Source organism: Streptomyces sp. BV286 (genome assembly GCF_019090165.1).
Classification (GTDB): Bacteria; Actinomycetota; Actinomycetes; order Streptomycetales; family Streptomycetaceae; genus Streptomyces.
On the sequence record NZ_JAHRIB010000024.1, the window covers coordinates 27106 to 44616 of the forward strand.

A 17511-nucleotide genomic window follows, 5' to 3' on the forward strand; every position below is an offset into this window, starting at 1 on the left:
AGTCGTGCGGCGCCCCACAGGTCCGGGCGGTCAGCTGGACGAACCCACCGAAACCTTCACTCGGCCGTCGGTGTGTTCCTGGTCCACGGTGACGGTGGTGCCGGAGTCGGCGTCGCGTCCCGGACCGTGGGCGGCGGCGTCGCGGTGGACGCCGTCGAGGTCGTCGAGGTCGTCGAAGACGGGGACCGCCGGACGGGACGGGACGACCGTCCGCACTCCGCCGAGGTGGAGGACCAGCGCGGTGGTGGGCCGCAGTCCGAAGGGCGAGTCGTAGGTCTGGAGACGGTTGCGGAGCACCGCTCCGGAGGCGGACCTGGCCGGCTCGGGGTGGGCGTCGACGGGCAGGATCCGGCCGTGCCCGCCGTTCGTCCCGGTCCTGTTGTCGCGGTACTTGGTGTTCCAGTACCAGATGAGGATGCCGTTCTCGTAGTGCAGCCGCTCCTTGAGCTTGGGCCGTTGCGGTGTCCAACCCAGATGGAAGGGGCCCGACTTGAGGTACGCGTCCTCGCCGACGTACTGCCTGTTCTCGACGACGTAGTGGCGGGCGTTGCCGTCCGCGTCGGCGGGCAGGTTCACCAGGAGTGCTTCCCTGCCGGCGGTCGAGGCGGGTACGGACAGCGGGTTGAGGGTGACCGTGGCGGCGGTGCCCGACCTGACGGACGCGTAGTCGAGCCAGCCCAGCTGGAGCCGCGCCCAGGCGCCCAGGTCCGCCGGGTGGGCGGCCAGTTCGTTCTCGTCCGAGAGGAGGGAGCCCTGCGCCATGACCGACCAGAATCCGGTGGAGTTCTCGCCGCCCGAGGTGTCGTACAGGTCGGGCAGGCCCAGGTCGTGGCCGTACTCGTGGGCGAGGGTGCCGAGCCCTCTGTTCTCGTTGGTCATGGTGTAGTCGTTGACCCAGACACCGGAGTCGCCGACCCTGCTGCCGCCGTCCCGGGCGCCGCCCGCCGGGCCCAGCCGGCCGGCGCCGCTCTGCAGGTGGCTGACGGTGCCGCGGTGCGAACCGATGGCGTTCTTTCCGCCCGCGCCACCGCCGTTAGCCTGCGACTCCCCCGCGAACATCAGCATCACGCGGTCGAGGTAGCCGTCGGGTTCGTTGAAGATCCCGTCCCGGTCGTGGTCGTTGCGGTCCCAGATGTCGTACGTGGCAAGGTACTTGGCCAGTGAGGCGGCACTCCGGCCGGTGGCGCGCTGGTCCTCGTACCACTGGTCGAGGCCGTCGGTGACGAGCTGCTTGTTGCAGTAGTACGTCGAGACCGGCACGCCGTCCTTCTTGCAGGCGTCGGTGCCGTAGTGCGCCAGTGGGCGGTGCACGCGCGTCCAGTCGTGGACGCTGCCGGTGATCGAGTAGGCACCGCTGGACTGCCGTTGGAAGTACGACCTGAGCGTGTCGCCGGTACCGGGACCGGAGCCGCCCGCGCTGTCGGCCGTGCCGAAGATCTGCCGCTGGTAGTAGGCCCGGCTGTAGTCGGCGGTCCACACCGTGGCGTTGTCGGTGGCGCGGTCGGGCCGGGGAATCCGGTTGTGCCCGTAATCGGCGAACTCCACCGGCAGCACGAAGATCCGGTCCGTGGTGCGGGCCGTCTCCGCGTACCTGTCCTCGCGGTACTCGATGCGCTGCGAGGAGCCGCGGGTCTCGGGGACCGCGGCGCCGGTGACGACCTTGGCGACGGCCACGGTGCGGGCCCGTTCGGTGCGCGCCCCGGCCGCGCTCCGCAGATCGTGGCCGGGGGCACCCCTGGTCGGTTGCGGGCCCGCCGTGGCCGCTCGCGCGAGTCCCGGCGCCCCCACGGGTTCGCGGGACTCCGCGACGGCGCCCGGGACGTGGAAGGCCAGGGCGTGTACGACGAGGGCGGCGACGGCAGCCATCGATCCGCGGATGCGCTTGCTCACCGTGCGTCCTCCTCGGGCTCCTGGGGCGCACTCAGGAGAGCATGCCGACGCGGAGGGCGCGGGCTGCCGGGCAGCGTGTCGCCCCCGGCGTCACTCGGCCGCCCACAGCCCCCGTACGTGCCCGAGATGCCGCGTCATGACGGCGCGTACCGCCTCCTCGTCGCGGGCGGCGAGGGCGTCCAGGATCTCCAGGTGCTCCTCGGCGGAGGCTTCCAGGCGGCCCGCCTCGACCAGGGCGTGCAGGCCGTAGAGGCGGGAGCGCCCCCGGAGACCGCCGACGACCTCGACCAGGTGGTCGTTGCCCGCGAGGGCGAGCAGACCGAGGTGGAAGCGGATGTCCGCCTCGACGTACGCGATGAGGTCACCGGCCGCCGCGGCCGTGACGATCTCCCGTGCGACGGGGCGCAGCGCCTCCAGCGCGGCGGGGTCGGCACGGGCGGCGAGGCCCACGGTGGTGGGGATCTCGATGAGCGAACGGATGTGCGTGTACTCGTCGAGCTGCTTCTCCGAGACCGCGGTGACCCGGAAACCCTTGTTGGGCACGGTGTCGACCAGGCCCTCCTTGGCGAGGTCGAGCATGGCCTCGCGGACCGGGGTGGCCGAGACACCGAAGCGGGCGGCGAGGGCCGGCGCGGAGTGCACCTCGCCGGGACGCAGTTCCCCCGCGATGAGGGCGGCCCGCAGAGCGTCCGCGACACGCTCGCGATAGCTGGGCTTCTTGCCGCCCAGCGTGGGCAGGGCGGGGGCGCCGGGGCGCTGGGCGGGCATCGGGCGGTCTCCTCGGAACGGGTGGTGGACGATGTGGACGATGTGGACGATGTGTGCGACGGCGCGGGACAGCAGGCTCTAGAGGACGAAGCCGGCCGGGAACGGGTCGTCAGGGTCGAGCAGGTACTGGGCGGTGCCGGTCACCCAGGCGCGCCCGGTGAAACTGGGCAGGACGGCGGGGATCCCGGCGACCTCGGTGGTGCCGAGGAGACGGCCGGTGAAGTGCGTGCCGATGAAGGACTCGTTCACGAACTCGGTGTGCAGGGGGAGTTCACCGCGCGCGTGCAGTTGTGCCATGCGCGCGCTGGTGCCCGTGCCGCAGGGCGAGCGGTCGAACCAGCCGGGGTGGATGGCCATCGCGTGCCGCGAATGCCGGGCCGTCGAGCCTGGAGCGGTCAGCTGCACGTGGTGGCAGCCGCTGATGGAGGGGTCCTCGGGGTGGACGGGCTCCCCCTCGGCGTTGATGGCGTCCATCAGGGAGAGCCCGGCGGCGAGGATGTCGTCCTTGCGGGCCCGGTCGAAAGGCAGCCCGAACTGGTCGAGCGGCAGGATCGCGTAGAAGTTGCCGCCGTACGCGAGGTCGTAGGTCACCGTCCGCCCGTCGGCGAGTTCGATCGTGCGGTCGCGGGCGACGGAGAAGGAGGGCACGTTCCGCAGGGTGACCGACTTCGCGGATCCGTCCTCCACGGAGACCTCGGCGACGACGGGTCCGGCGGGGGTGTCGAGACGGATGGTGGTCACCGGTTCGACGACCTCGACCATGCCCGTCTCGACGAGGACGGTCGCGACCCCGATGGTGCCGTGTCCGCACATGGGCAGGTAGCCGGACACCTCGATGTAGATGACGCCGTAGTCGCAGTCGGGACGGGTGGACGGCTGGAGGACCGCGCCGCTCATCGCCGCGTGGCCTCGCGGCTCGTTCATCAGCAACTGCTTGATGTCGTCGCGGTGTTCGCGGAAGTGGAGCCGCCGCTCGTTCATGGTCGCGCCGGGGACCGTGCCGATGCCGCCGGTGATCACGCGGGTCGGCATGCCCTCGGTGTGCGAGTCGACGGCGTGCAGGACGAGTGTGCTGCGCATGGTCCTGTTCTCCCTCAGACGAGCCCTGCCGCCACGGCCTTCTCCGTGGCGGCCCGGACGGCGGCCTCCTGGTCGGACCGCAGCGCCACGCGGGGCGGGCGTACCGGACCGCCGGGCCTGCCGACGATGTCCATCGACAGCTTGATGGCCTGGACGAACTCCACCTGGGAGTCCCAGCGCAGCAGCGGGTGCAGCTGCCGGTAGAGCGGCAGCGCGGTGTCGAGGTCGCCCCGGACGGCGGCGCGGTACAGCTCCACGGACGCGGCGGGCAGCGCGTTCGGGTAGCCGGCGACCCAGCCCTTGGCGCCCGCCACGGCCAGCTCCAGCAGGACGTCGTCGGCGCCGATCAACAGGTCCAGTTCCGGGGCGAGTTCGGCAAGGCGATAGGCCCGGCGTACGTCACCGGAGAACTCCTTGACGCCGTGGATGTGTCCCTCGGCGTGCAGTTCGGCGAGGAGTTCGGGCACCAGGTCGACCTTGGTGTCGATCGGGTTGTTGTAGGCCACGATCGGCAGGCCCGCCCCCGCGACCTCCGCGTAGTGGGCGAGGACCGAGCGCTCGTCGGCCCGGTAGGCGTTCGGGGGCAGCAGCATCACGGCGGCGCAGCCCGCGTCGCGCGCCTGCTCGGCCCAGCGCCGGGCCTCGGCGGAGCCGTACGCGGCGACGCCGGGCATGACGCGGGCGCCGCCGATCGCCGCCACGGCCGTCTCCACCACCCTGGCGCGCTCCTCGGGCGTCAGCACCTGGTACTCGCCGAGCGAGCCGTTGGGCACGACGCCGTCGCAGCCGTTCTCGACGAGCCACGCGCAGTGGTCGGCGTAGGCGTCGAAGTCGACGGACAGGTCGTCCTTGAGCGGGAGGGCGGTGGCGACGAGGACGCCGCGCCAGGGTCGGTTGTCGGTCATGGGGATTCCCGTCCGGTTCGTGGGGTCTGGCATGTCAGGGGGATTCGCCGGGCTCGCGCGCGAGCACACCGAGGGGTACGGGCCGGGCGAACGGCCGTCGCGAGGGGGCCGGCGCACATCCGGCGAGCCCCGCCACCGCGGGAGCGCACATCCGGCCCTGGCACCAGCCCATCCCGGCGCGGGTCAGCAGTTTCACGGTGCGTACGTCCGCGGCTCCCAGCTCGTCGACGGCCTCCCGCACCGCGGAGGCGGGCACGTCCTCGCAGCGGCACACAAGGGTGTCGTCACCGATCCGTTCGGCCCAGCGGGCGGGCGGTGCGCAGACGCTGTCGACGACGGCGAAGAACTCCCGCAGCCCGGCACGGGTCTTGGCCGCCCGTGCGTAGGAACTCGGCGCGGGTGTCCGGGAGTCGAGCCGGGCCGCGACGGACAGGCCGGCGATACGGCCCTCGGCCAGCGAGAGTGCCGCGCCGCCGATCCCGGTGGTCTCGCCGGCGGCCCAGACGCCCGGCACGTCGGTGCGCTGCTCGTCGTCCACGGCGACGCCCAGCCCGTCGAGACGGCAGCCGAGCGTCTCGGCGAGGTCGGTGTGCGGCAGCATGCCGTGGCCGACGGCGAGGCTGTCGCAGGGAACGCGCCGTTCGCTGCCGGTCTCGACCCGTCCGTCGGCGGAGAGCGCGGCCACGGTCACCGCTTCGAGGCGGCCGGTGCCGTGCGCCTCGACGACGGTGTGACGGACGTGGACCGGGACCCGGTGCCGCGCCAGCCCGGCGGCGTACCGGGCGCCTTCGGCGAGCTTGTCCGGATGGGCGGCGAGGACCCGGGCGTGCCGTACGAAGGCTCTGGGGTCGGCGGACTCCACCAGGGCGGCCACCTTCGCCCCGGCCGCCGCCAGAGCGACGGCCACAGGCATCAGCAGCGGCCCGGTCCCGGCGACCACGGCGGTACGGCCCGGCAGTACGAGTCCGCTCTTGAGCATGGCCTGGGCCCCTCCCGCGGTGACGACCCCGGGCAGGGTCCAGCCGGGAAAGGGCAGCACCTTCTCGTAGCCGCCGGTCGCGAGGAGTACGGCGTCGGCGCGGACCGTGACGGGCTCCTCCTGCTCCGGCCCACGCAGGGCGTGCACGGCGAAGGCGCCGGACGCCCCCTCGACGCACCAGACATGATGGTCCGTCAGGTGGCTGACGCGCCCCGCCGCGACATGTGCCGCGAGTCCGTCGCGGAGTCGTTCCCAGGTACGCCACTGGTGGTGCAGGGCCTGCGGGTGGCGGGCGCCGAGGTCTGCGGCGGGCTGCCGGTAGAACTGCCCGCCCGCCTCCGCGCCGGCGTCCACGAGGGTCACCCGCACGCCCTGCGCGGCTGCGGCGAGGGCGGCGGCGAGCCCGGCGGGGCCCGCGCCGATCACCGCGAGACGGGGTCGGTCAGTCATCGTGCCCGGTCCCTTCCTGGGTGCGGATCACGTCACCGGGCTGCGCACGCACCAGGCAAGCCCGTTGGTTGGGGCGCCCGTTGACGGTCACCAGACAGTCGAAGCACACCCCGATCCCGCAGAAGACACCGCGCGGCTCGCCGCTCCCCCGGGTCGTGCGCCAGGACAGGACGCCCGCCGACCACAGGGCGGCCGCGATCGTCCGGCCGGGGAGGACGGCGATCTCGCGGTCGTCGAACGCGACGGTGAAGGGAGGTTCCGTCCGGGCCCGGACCAGCCTCGTGGGAGTACGCGGCATCACAGGGCCCCCTCGGTTGACGGCTCGGCCGACGGCTCGGGAAAGCGGTCGGGGCGGAACGGCGCGAGATCCAGGTCGGGCGACCGGTCCGTCAGTACCTGCGCGATCAAGTGCCCTGTCCCCGTGGCGAGTCCGATCCCCGCGCCCTCGTGCCCGCACGCGTGGAAGAGGCCGGGTACCCGCGCGTCGGGCCCTACGGCGGGGAGGTGGTCGGGCATGTACGGCCGGAAGCCGAGGTAGGAGCGCATGGCCCGCACGCCCGCCAGGAAGGGGAACAGCCGGGTCGCCCCCGCCGCCAGCGACCGGGCGACGGGCAGCGAGAAGGAGCGGTCGAAGCCGACCCGCTCCCGGCTGGCCCCGATCAGTACCGGTCCCGCCGCCGTGCCCTCGACCACCGGGGAGGTCTGCAGCGCCGCCGAGTCGCTGGCCACGTCGGCCACGTAGTCCGCGGCGTACACCTTGTGGCGCACCCTGCGCGGCAGCGGCTCGGTGACGAGGACGAAGCCGCGCCGGGGCAGCACCGGCAGGAACACCCCGGCCAGGGCGGCCAGTTCCCCGCCCCAGGTGCCGGCCGCGTTGACGACCGCGGGCGTGCTGATGTCGCCGTGCGAGGTGCGTACGCCCCGTACCGCCCCCGATCGCGTGCGCAGCACCTCCGTGACCGTCCAGCCGGTCCGCAGCGAGGCCCCGGCCGTTCGGGCGAGGCGTACCAGGCGGGCGGCCGCGAGCGTCGGCATCACCTGGGCGTCCTGCGGGTACAGCACGCCGCCCGCGAGCCCCTTCGCCAAGTACGGTTCGAGGTCGTGGAGTTGCTCCGGTGCGACGCTCGCGGTCCGCACCCCGGCCGCGCGCTGTGCGGCGGCGAGGTCCTCCAGCGCCGTGAGCCCCTCGGGCGCGGAGGCGACGACCAGGCCGCCCTTCGCCTCGTACTCGACCGACTCCGCCACGCCGGGCTCCGCCGCGAGTTCGGCCCACAGTCGTCCGGAGAGCAGCGCGAGGTCGAGCTCGGGTCCCGGCTCCTTGTCGGAGACGAGCAGGTTGCCCTCGCCCGCGCCGGTCGTGCCGCCGGCCACCGGGCCGCGGTCCACGAGGACGACCCTCAGCCCGGCCCGGGCCGCGTACAGGGCGCTCGCCGCCCCGACCATCCCGGCCCCGACGACCACAACATCGCAGGTCAGCGAGTTACTCACGCCAGTACTATGTCACATACCGCAGACCCGGCCAAGAGGGCGAACGGACCCGGCCCCGTCGGAAGCGGGCCGACCGGCACCCCGCCGAGGGGCGCGGGGAACTGCGCGACCAGCCCCCACGTACCCGCACCCACCCCTCGGCGCCCGGCGCCCGGCGCCCGGAACCGGCACCCCACTCTCAGTCGCGCCCCACAACCATCCACTTCGACGGGAGCTCGATCCGTGAGCCGTCGGCACGACACTCCGTGGTGACGAGCGGCAGCTCCCCGCTCGCCCGCACGGCGAGCCCCGCCGCGCTCAGGTACTCGGGGACGGCCGCGTCGGCCACCTCGCCGGGGGCGATCCCGTGCCGGAAGACGGGCGCGAGTTTCGCCGGCGGCCCGTCGGGACCCTGCGCGAGAGCGCGCAGCACGGCCCCGGCGGCCTCGGCGAGTTCGACGAGGAACGCACATCCCCGGTCCCCTACCAGCCTGGCCAACCCGTCGACGAGCGGCTGCCGGTCGGCCGGTTCGCACTGGTGCAGCACACCACGCATATAGACGTTGGCGTCACCGAGCTCGGCGTGCAGCGTCTCGGCCTCGGTCTTGTCCGCCGCGTCGAACAGCCGGTAGGAGGCCTGACCCGCGGGATCGGCGAGCCGGGCGTGGTCGAGGGCGGCGGCCGACAGGTCGGCGCCGACGACCCGCGGAAAGCGGTCGGCGAGGAACCGCGTCTGGGTGCCGTTGCCACAGCCGAGATCCACGAGTGGCAGCCCGGGGGCGGAGAGGTGCGGCTCGAACAGGGCGAGATGGATGCCCGCGGTCACCGCCGGCTCGGCGTCCCAGAAGACGGCTCCCGGCTCACCCGGAGCCTCGCTCCAAAAACCCTCCCAGGCCTGCCTGTACCGAGTAGTCACGCTCATGCCAGCTCCCCAGGATGCGACCGTGAACCGCCCAAAAGTGACGGACAGTCCGGTGTATCGCGCCGGGCGTGCGGCGACAAGAACGCGGCGCACACCTTCACGGCTCATTCGACAGCCGTACGCCGACGCGCGCCCCTTCGGACCTGGGCGGGGCGTTCAGCGGCGTGGCAGGGTCAGCTCGAACCACACCGTCTTGCCCGCGCCCGTCCGGCTGGTCCCCCACTCGCGCGCCAGGGTGCTCACCACGCGCATCCCGCGCCCGGCCTCGTCGAGCGGGCCCACGCTGAGCAGCGTCGGCAGGGTGTGGTCGTCGTCGCTCACCTCGCACAGCAGGGTGTCGCCCCGGACCAGTCTCAGTTCGATGGGCCGGCTGTGGGAGTGCCGTACGGCGTTGGTGACGAGTTCACTGACCAGCAACTCCGTCGTGCCCGCAAGGGAGTTCAGTTGCCACTCGTGGAGCTGTTCACGGACGGCGGCGCGGGCCCTGCGGACCTCCAGCCGGTCGTGCCCGATGCGCCACTGGGCGACGTCCTCGGGGTCGATGCCGTTGAGCCTGGCCATCAGGAGCGCCACGTCGTCCTTGCGGCCGCCGCGGGTGTTGAGGGCGCGGATGATGGTGTCGCAGGCGTCGTCCATGGACGCGGCGGGATGGGCGGCGGACTCGCAGAGGGTGGCGAGGCCGACACCGATGTCCTCGCCACGCACCTCGACCAGGCCGTCGGTGCACATCACGAGCCGGTCGCCGGGCGCCACCCGCACGCGTACGGACTCGAAGGGCACTCCGCCGACGCCGATGGGTGCGCCCGTCGGCAGGTCGAGCAGGTCGCTGCGGCCGTCCTCGGCGCGGACCACCACCGGTGGAATGTGGCCCGCGTTGGCGATCAGCAGCTCGCTCGCGATGGGGTCGTAGACCGCGTACAGGCAGGTCGCGAGGTAGTGCTCGCCGAGGCGCTGCGCCAAGTCGTCGAGGTTGCGCAGGAGTTGTTCGGGCGGCAGGTCGAGGGCCGCCATGGTCTGTACGGCGGTGCGCAACTGCCCCATCATCGCCGCCGAGTTGAGGCCGTGGCCCATCACGTCGCCGACGACGAGCGCGGTGCGCGACCCGGGCAGCTTCACCGAGTCGAACCAGTCGCCGCCGACCCGGCCGAGCAGCGTGCCCGGCAGATAGCGGGTCGCGATGTCGCAGCCGGACATCCTCGGGGCGATGTGCGGCAGCATGCTGTCCTGGAGGGTCTCGGCGACGCTCTCCTGGTACGTGTACATGCGCGCGTTGTCGAGCACGAGCCCTGCGCGGGCGGCGAGTTCGGCGCCGGTGACGCGGTCCATGTCGTTGAACTCGACGCGCTCCGGATGGCGGAGCAGGATCATGAAGCCGAGGACCACGTGCCGGGCCTTGAGGGGCACGACCAGCATGGAGCGGCCCGTGATGAGGGGCCGGATGTCGCGCTTCTCGAACTGCGCGGCGATCATGTGGCCCATCTGCTCGCTGATGCGCGGCACGAGGACGGGCTCACCGCTCGTCATGCACTGGAAGAAGGGGGTCTGTGCCGGGAAGGGCATGGCCTCGCCGACCGGTACGACGTCGTCCCAGCGGCCCGGCTCGTCGGTGTGCTCCAGCGCGACCCGGTGCCACATCGTGGTCGTGTCGGGTACGCCCTCGGGGAAGCCCTCACCCGCGACGACCTGTTCCCGCAGATAGGTCCCGGCCACGTCGGTGAAGCGCGGGACGACGGCCCGGCTGACCTCGACGATGGTCCGGGACAGATCGAGGGAGGTGCCGATGCGTCCGCTGACCTCGTTCAGGAACTCCAGCCGCTCCCGTACGGCCACGAATTCGAGGTCTTCCCGCTCGTCCTCCGCGTCCTGCGGCGCGGGCTCGCCGGTCGCGGCCGCCGCGGCTGCCCTCTCCTGGCGTGCCCTGCGCTCGGCGCGCCGGGGCACGCCCCAGTCGGGGGTGACCGGCACGCGGTCGTTCTGGCTGAACTCCAGGACGGGATAGCCCAGTTCGAGGACCTGGGCGACGATGCGGGCGCTCTCGCCGACGCTCATGCTCGGCAGGATCTCGGGCAGCCTGCGCGCCAGTTCCTCGGCGCCGGGGAAGTCGGTGTGCAGGGCGAACCCGGGCACGATGCGCTCCACGGCCGCGCCCGCCCCGACGCCCTCGCGCCCGAGCGCGCCCGCGTCGGCGGCGAGGACCAACAGCCGCTCCGGGCCCGGCCCGACCAGTGGGTACGCCCACCACAGGACGTCGATCCGGTCACTGCTCGCCGCCGTCAGCCGCGCCCGTCCCGCGGCGGGGTAGGACAGCCGACCGTCGAGGGAGGACTCCAGGCCGGGTCCCAGACCGTCGTACACGGCGTACGCCCCGAAGGGCACACTCTCGTCGTCCTCGGGCAGGGCTCCGGAAACGGGCAGCAGGTCGACGGCGGGACGGCCGACCGCCTCGCCCCTGTCCGCCCCGAACAGCCGCCGGGCGCCCCGGCTCCAGTGCGAGACCAGCCCCTCGCGGTCCACCACGACCACCGCCAGCGGAATCCGCCCCGCCGCGGCGACCGCGTCACCGGCCGCACGGCCGGGAGGTGCGCCCGTCCCGGTGCCACGTTCGGTGCCACGGTCAGTGCCACGGTCCATGGCCCAGGCCCTCTCTCCCACGGTCCGCAAGATCTATGCCGCCACGACAACCACGGTACGTCCACGCCCGGTAGCCATGTGTGGCAATCAGCGAAATCGCACCGGCGCACACCACACGGCGGCCCGCGCCCCGTCCGGGGACGCCCTTGCGGCACCCGCGCCCGGCCCGGGACCGCTGTCAGTCCTCGTGCCCCAGCTGGAGATCCCGCTCGGTCCTCCCGCCCCCGGCCACCTGCAGAACGCCGGCCACCGGCGGGTAGCCGGCCGCGATCACCGTGTACTCCCCCGACGACAGGTCGACGAACCGGAACGTTCCGTCGCCCCCGGTGGTCAGGGTGTCCACCACGTTCCCCGCGGCGTCGAGCAGGGTCACCCGCGCGTCCTCGACGGGCCGCCCGCCGGTGGCGTGCACGGTTCCCCGCAGCACCGCCCCGCCCGCGAGCTCCACGTCCTGGCGGGTCTCCCGGGCGGCCTGCACGCTCACGGGCAGGGCGGCCGGCCGGAAGGCCGGGGCGCTCGCGGCCAGGGTGTACTCCCCCGCCACCAACTCCGTGATGCCGTAGTCGCCTTCCCGTCCGCTGCGTGTCGTGGCGACCACCTCACCGTGCACGTCGGTGAGGGTGACGGTGGCGTCCCGGACCGGTGTTCCGTCCGCCGTCGTCACCCTGCCGGCCAGTCGCCCCGCACCGCCGAGCACCACGTCCAGTTCCACGGGCCGCTCCCCGACGGTGACGCCGACCGCCTGCGGCTGGTGTCCGCCGGCCGCGGCGATCAGGACGTACGACCCCGGTCCGGGCGTCGACAGGGCGTACCGTCCGTCCTCGCCGCTCGCACCCCGCCCGATCTGCCGCCCCACGACGTCGATGAGGGTGAGGGCGGCGCGGGGCACGCCGGTGCCGTCGGAGTGCCGCACGGTGCCGCAGACGGGGATCCCGGCGGCGTACGAGGAACGGGCCCCCGGGACCGTGGTGTTGGGGGCCGCGGTCTCGCCCGCGGCGGAGGCGTGGTGGGACACCGGTGGTTTCTCCTTGAGGAAGAAGGCGACGAGCAGGCCCAGGACGAGCACCGGCACGAGAGGGAGGAACATCCGCGGCATCGCTTCGGCGTACGCCGCGACGTAGTCCTCCCGCAGCCCGGCGGGCAGCGCGTGGACGAGTCGCGGGGTGACGGACTCGAAGCCGGGCGCACCGGACCCGGCGGGCACCTGTTCGGTGAGCGAGTTCGCGAGCCGTTCGGCGAGGAGCGCGCCGAGGACCGCCGCGCCGACGCAGCCGCCGATCTGCCGGAAGTAGTTGTTGGCGCCGGTCGCGGCGCCGGCATCGTGCGGTTGCACGGAGTTCTGCAGGGCGAGCACGAGCACGGGCATGACCAGGCCGATGCCCGCGCCGAGCAGGGCCGTCCAGGCACCGAAATGGAGCCGGGACGTCTCCGGTTCGAGCCGCGACAGAAGCCACATGCCGACGGCGGACAGGGCAAGGCCGAGGACCGGGTAGATCCTGTAGTGGCCGCTGCGGCTGACGAGTTGGCCCGAGACGACCGAGGCGCCGACGATCCCGGCCATCATCGGAACCATCAGCAGGCCGGACTCGGTGGCGGTGGCACCGCCGGCCATCTGCAGGAACGTCGGCAGGTAGCAGGCCGCGCCGAACAGGGCGGCCCCGAGGGCCACGCCCACGAGCCCGGTGACGTCGAAGACCCCGTCGCGGAACAGCCGCAGCGGGATGAGGGGTTGGGCCGCGAAGCGCTCGGCGAGCACGAAGAGGACGGTCGAGGCGACGGCCCCCGCGCCGAGCCCGAGGACGACGCGAGAACCCCAGGCGTACTCCGTGCCACCCCAACTGGTCAGCAGCACAAGGCAGGTCGAGGCGGCGGCGAGCAGCAGGGCGCCGAGGATGTCCGGGCGCGGCCTGACGGTGGGTTTGGGCAGTTCGAGGGCGAGGGCCACGACGGCCAGCGTGATGAGGCCGAGGGGCACGTTGACGTAGAAGCACCAGCGCCAGGAGAGGTGATCGGTGAAGTAGCCGCCGAGCAGCGGGCCGGCGATCGAGGCGAGGCCGAACACCGCGCCGATCACTCCCATGAAGCGACCGCGCGCCCGGGGCGGCACGATGTCCGCGATGATCGCCTGTACGCCGACCAGGAGACCGCCGGCGCCGACGCCCTGGAGTGCGCGGAAGGCGATCAACTGGTCCATGGTGTGCGACCGTCCGGCGAGCGCGGAGCCGGTGACGAAGACGACGGTCGCGAACTGGAAGACGCCCTTGCGGCCGTAGAGAGCACCGAGTTGGCCGTAGACCGGGAGTCCGACGGTCGCCGTGAGGAGATACGCGGTGATCGGCCAGGACATCCGGTCCAGGCCGTGCAGCTCTCCGACGATCTGCGGGAGTGCGGTGGCGACGATCATCTGCTCCAGCGCCGCGAGCAGCAGCGCCAGCATCAGTGCGAAGAACACCATGCGGACGCGGCCCGGGCTGAGCGTCTTCAACTGTGCGGCTTCTCTGGGCACTTGCGGCGTGTCCGGCGCCGGAGCCGAAACGTCCCGCCCGCTTTTCGCCAGCGTCGTGCCGCCCACGTGCCGCTCCCCTCGTCGCGCCTGCGCGGCCCATTTTTCGCATTACGCGACATCTGGGAGCAAGCGCGACGAGTCGCCCTCCGGCGGGCCCGGGCGGACGTATCCGCCGGTCGGAGCCCTACGAGGTACGGCCGGGCCGTACCGAGAACCACTCGAAACGGTGAGCCCGGCCACCGTGCGGGAGCGCCCGCGCGCGCTGCACGAAAGGAGCCGGAGGGATTGCCCCTCCGGCTCCGCGAGACGTGGGAGGAGCTACTTCTCCACCTCGGTGGCGAGCTTCGCCAGCACCTCGTCGTAGATCCGGCCGAGCCCCTTGGGTGCGAACGTCCTCTCGAAGAAGCCACCGATGCCACCGGCGCCGTTCCACACGGAGGTCACGACGACCCGGGCCTTGCCCTCGCCGGCCGGGGTGACCCGCCAGGTGGTCACCATCGAGGAGTTGCGGTCCTTCTCCACGAGTTCGCCGTCGGTGGGTTCGCTCACCTCGAGCAGGCAGTCGCGGACCCGCTTGCTGGTGGCCTGGAGCTTCCAGTGGACGAGGGTTCCCTCGCCGTCGCCGCCCTCGCGGACCTCGTACTCGCTGAAGTGCTCGGTCAGGAGCTTCGAACGCGTGCCGTTGTAGTCGGCCAGCGCATCGAACACGTCGTCCGGCTTACCCGCTACGACTCGCTCCGTGGTGGCCTCGACCTGCGCCATTGCGTTCCTCCAGCACTCGGGATCTCGGGCGTGCGCGCTCAGCCAACCATCAGGCGGCCGAGCCGCTCAAATCGGGGTCCCCCGAGGAAGCGCCGAGGGTCCGCGCACGACCGCGAGCACCTCGGCGGACCCGGCACTCGAAAACGAGTTCGCACGATCAAGGGAACATGTGTTCTATTCTGTGGCCAGTGCTATCGAGGAGGCGTCATGCGCTGGGAGAACCTCACAGTGGAGTCCGGCGGCAACCCGCCGCGGGACGCCGCGCTGTTCGGCGCGGACGCGGTGACCACCCGAACGTTCGACACGCCCGAGTTCCGCGGAATCACCTTCCACGAGATCCGGGCCCGGTCGATCGTCAACCGCGTGCCGGGGGCTTCGCGCATGCCCTTCGAGTGGACCGTCAACCCCTACCGGGGGTGCACGCACGCGTGTGTCTACTGTTTCGCCCGCAGGACCCACAGCTATCTGGACCTCGACACCGGTCTCGGCTTCGACAGCCAGATCGTGGTGAAGGTGAACGCCCCGGAGCTGCTGCGGCGGCATCTCGGCTCGCGGCGCTGGCTCGGCGAGCACATCGCGATGGGCACGAACGTGGACTGCTACCAGCGCGCCGAGGGCCGCTACCAGCTGATGCCCGGCATCATCGCGGCCCTGCGCGACCACGCGAACCCCTTCTCGATCCTCACGAAGGGCACGCTGATCCTGCGCGACCTCGACCTCCTGAAGCAGGCGGCGGCCGTCACCGAGGTCGGGATCTCCGTCTCCGTGGGCTTCACCGACCAGGAGCTGTGGCGGACCGTGGAGCCGGGGACACCGGCCCCCGAGCGCCGCCTCGACGTCGTGCGCACGCTGAGCGGGCACGGCATCGACTGCGGGGTCCTGATGGCCCCGGTGATCCCCTTCCTGAGCGACGACCCGTCCCAACTGCGCGCGACGGTACGGGCGATCGCCGCGTCCGGCGCGACCTCGGTGACCCCGCTCGTGCTGCATCTGCGGCCCGGGGCACGCGAGTGGTTCATGGCCTGGCTGGGGCACCACCACCCCCACCTCGTGCGCCGGTACGAGCGGCTGTACGCGGAGGGCGCGTACGCCCCGAAGTGGTACCAGCGCCGGATCACCCGGCAGGTGCACGAACTGGCCGAGGAGTACGGGATCGGCCCCACGCGCGCGGCGATGCCCCGCAGGATTCCGGCGCCCGCGCCGGCCGCTCCTGGACCGACCCAGCTCACCCTCCTGTGACGGGTGGTCCCGCGTGATTCGGCGGGTGTCCGCCTGCCCGGCATCCGGCCGCATCGCACGGCCCGATGGGGTCAACTCTCGGCGGAAGCGGTCGTTCGGGGCATCCGTCCCGGAACGATACGGCCAAGGCCGTGGCGTTCACGGTCCCCTGCCCTCCGGCCGAGGTCCGGTGCCGCGTCTCCCGAGGGACGACTCCCGGCCCCGGCCCGAGGAACAGGACTGAATCCCTGCCCCGTACAGCAATGTGAGGCGATTCATCGTGAACCGACGCGCAGCCGCCCTGTGCGGCGCCGCTGCCGTGGTGGCCGGACTGATCACCGCCCTCCCGGCCGGCGCGACCTCGGACCCCGCGGCCGCCCCGCGCGCCACCCCGACCATCGGCGCGGCGAAGCCCACCTGGAAGAAGTGCGGCACCCGGAAGTACCCGACGCTCCAGTGCGCGTCCCTGAAAGTGCCGCTCGACCACGCGAACCCGAAGAGCCGGCGCATCACGCTGGCGCTGTCACGGGTGCCGCACACCTCGAAGAAGACGTACCAGGGGCCCCTGCTGGTGAATCCGGGCGGCCCCGGCGGCAGCGGCCTCACCCTCGCCGGGTTCGTCGCGGCCTCCCTCCCGAAGAAGGTGGCGGCGCAGTACGACGTCATCGGCTTCGACCCGCGCGGGGTCGGCGCCAGCAGACCCGCCCTGAACTGCAGGCCGGGGCACTTCGCGCCGGTGCGCCCCGACTCGCTGCCGACAGGCGACGCGACCGAGAAGGCCAACCTCGACCGGGTCGAGGCCTTCGCGAAGGCCTGTGCGACCAAGCACGCGGACCTGCTGCCGTACATCGACACCGTGAGCGCGGTCCGCGACATGGACGCGATCCGCCACGCCCTCGGCGCCGAGCGGATCAACTACTTCGGGTACTCGTACGGGACCTACCTCGGTGCCGTCTACGCGAAGCTCCACCCCGGGCGGGTACGGCGCATGGTGCTCGACTCCGTCGTCGACCCCACCGGTGTCTGGTACGACGACAACATCACCCAGGACCGGGCGTTCAACGACCGTCACCGGGCCTTCATGGCCTGGGTCGCCGAGCACGACGCGACGTACGGGCTCGGCACCGATCCGGAGAGCATCGAGACCGCCTGGTACGCGATGCGGACGGCCCTGGCGAAGAAGCCCGCGGACAAGAAGGTCGGCGCCTCCGAACTGGAGGACGCCTTCTCCCCCGGCGCCTACTACGACGGCTACTGGCCGTATCTCGCCGCCGCGTTCGCGGCCTTCGTGAACGACGGGGACGACGACCCGCTGGTCGAGGCGTACGAGAACTTCGGCGCGGTCGACGCCGCGGGCGACAACAGCTACAGCGTCTACACCGCGGTGCAGTGCCGGGACGCGCGCTGGCCGCGCGACTGGGACGAGTGGCGCGACGACAACTGGGCGGTGAACCGGAAGGCGCCGTTCATGACCTGGAGCAACGCCTGGTACAACGCGCCGTGCGCGTTCTGGCCGACGGGTCCGGCGGAGCCCGTGGACGTCTCGAACGACGCGGTGCCGCCGGTGCTGCTGTTCCAGGCGACGGGCGACGCGGCCACTCCGTACGAGGGCGGCGTGACGCTCCACCACCTGCTGGGCGGCTCCAGCCTGGTGGTCGAGCAGGGCGGCGGCAACCACGGCATCACGCTGAGCGGGAACACCTGCCTGGACAAGCACCTCGCCGCCTATCTGACCGACGGCAGGGTGCCGCGCGGCGGCGGCGAGGCCGACGCGGTGTGCGAGGCGCTGCCCGGCCCGAAGCCCCTGAAGACGAAGGCGGTTCCGGGAACGCGCGGCGCGGCACTGCACGGGCTGCTCGGCTTCCGCGGCTGAGCCCCGGCAGGTGCACGGCGACCGCCCGCCGGGGGCGTTGTCGGTGCGGTGGTGCAGGAT

At 72.7% G+C, this 17511-nt stretch carries 13 protein-coding genes; 2 read left to right on the forward strand and 11 right to left on the reverse strand.

What is annotated here, in order from left to right:
• Positions 1–30: 30 nt before the first annotated feature.
• From KUF83_RS02885 to KUF83_RS02935, 11 genes are all read right to left on the reverse strand, one after another.
• Positions 31–1890 (reverse strand): immune inhibitor A domain-containing protein, encoded by a 1860-nt coding sequence (locus KUF83_RS02885; protein ID WP_217452914.1) that lies wholly within the window; start codon positions 1888–1890, stop codon positions 31–33.
• A 90-nt stretch (positions 1891–1980) separates the two neighbouring features.
• Positions 1981–2658 carry a GntR family transcriptional regulator gene (locus KUF83_RS02890; protein ID WP_217452915.1) on the reverse strand — a complete coding sequence of 226 codons (678 nt, stop codon included), beginning with the start codon at positions 2656–2658 and terminating at the stop codon, positions 1981–1983.
• Positions 2659–2736: 78 nt separating this feature from the next.
• The gene (locus tag KUF83_RS02895; protein ID WP_217452916.1) at positions 2737–3738 is read right to left on the reverse strand and encodes a proline racemase family protein; all 1002 of its coding nucleotides are present in this window, start codon (positions 3736–3738) and stop codon (positions 2737–2739) included.
• 14 nt (positions 3739–3752) lie between these two features.
• On the reverse strand, positions 3753–4649 hold the full coding sequence (locus KUF83_RS02900; protein WP_217453018.1) for a dihydrodipicolinate synthase family protein: 897 nt from the start codon (positions 4647–4649) through the stop codon (positions 3753–3755).
• 28 nt (positions 4650–4677) lie between these two features.
• On the reverse strand, positions 4678–6072 hold the full coding sequence (locus KUF83_RS02905; protein ID WP_217452917.1) for an NAD(P)/FAD-dependent oxidoreductase: 1395 nt from the start codon (positions 6070–6072) through the stop codon (positions 4678–4680).
• Positions 6065–6370, reverse strand: coding sequence for a (2Fe-2S)-binding protein (locus KUF83_RS02910; RefSeq protein ID WP_217452918.1), 306 nt, complete (start codon positions 6368–6370; stop codon positions 6065–6067). Before KUF83_RS02910 ends, KUF83_RS02905 begins: the two co-directional genes overlap by 8 nt.
• On the reverse strand, positions 6370–7560 hold the full coding sequence (locus KUF83_RS02915; RefSeq protein WP_217452919.1) for an FAD-binding oxidoreductase: 1191 nt from the start codon (positions 7558–7560) through the stop codon (positions 6370–6372). The genes KUF83_RS02910 and KUF83_RS02915 overlap by 1 nt, the downstream gene beginning before the upstream one ends.
• Before the next feature lie 178 nt (positions 7561–7738).
• Positions 7739–8461 (reverse strand): class I SAM-dependent methyltransferase, encoded by a 723-nt coding sequence (locus KUF83_RS02920; protein ID WP_217452920.1) that lies wholly within the window; start codon positions 8459–8461, stop codon positions 7739–7741.
• Between the two features lie 156 nt (positions 8462–8617).
• Positions 8618–11092, reverse strand: coding sequence for a SpoIIE family protein phosphatase (locus KUF83_RS02925; RefSeq protein WP_217452921.1), 2475 nt, complete (start codon positions 11090–11092; stop codon positions 8618–8620).
• Positions 11093–11270: 178 nt separating this feature from the next.
• Positions 11271–13664 carry an MFS transporter gene (locus tag KUF83_RS02930; RefSeq protein WP_374105963.1) on the reverse strand — a complete coding sequence of 798 codons (2394 nt, stop codon included), beginning with the start codon at positions 13662–13664 and terminating at the stop codon, positions 11271–11273.
• A gap of 252 nt (positions 13665–13916) precedes the next feature.
• Positions 13917–14360, reverse strand: coding sequence for an SRPBCC family protein (locus KUF83_RS02935; RefSeq protein WP_217452922.1), 444 nt, complete (start codon positions 14358–14360; stop codon positions 13917–13919).
• A gap of 207 nt (positions 14361–14567) precedes the next feature.
• On the opposite strand from KUF83_RS02935, the gene KUF83_RS02940 reads away from it, so the two are divergent.
• Both KUF83_RS02940 and KUF83_RS02945 read left to right on the forward strand, forming a co-directional pair.
• The gene (locus KUF83_RS02940; protein ID WP_217452923.1) at positions 14568–15599 is read left to right on the forward strand and encodes an Rv2578c family radical SAM protein; all 1032 of its coding nucleotides are present in this window, start codon (positions 14568–14570) and stop codon (positions 15597–15599) included.
• Between the two features lie 259 nt (positions 15600–15858).
• Positions 15859–17451, forward strand: a complete 1593-nt coding sequence (locus tag KUF83_RS02945; protein WP_217452924.1) for an alpha/beta hydrolase — start codon at positions 15859–15861, stop codon at positions 17449–17451.
• Positions 17452–17511 lie beyond the last annotated feature (60 nt).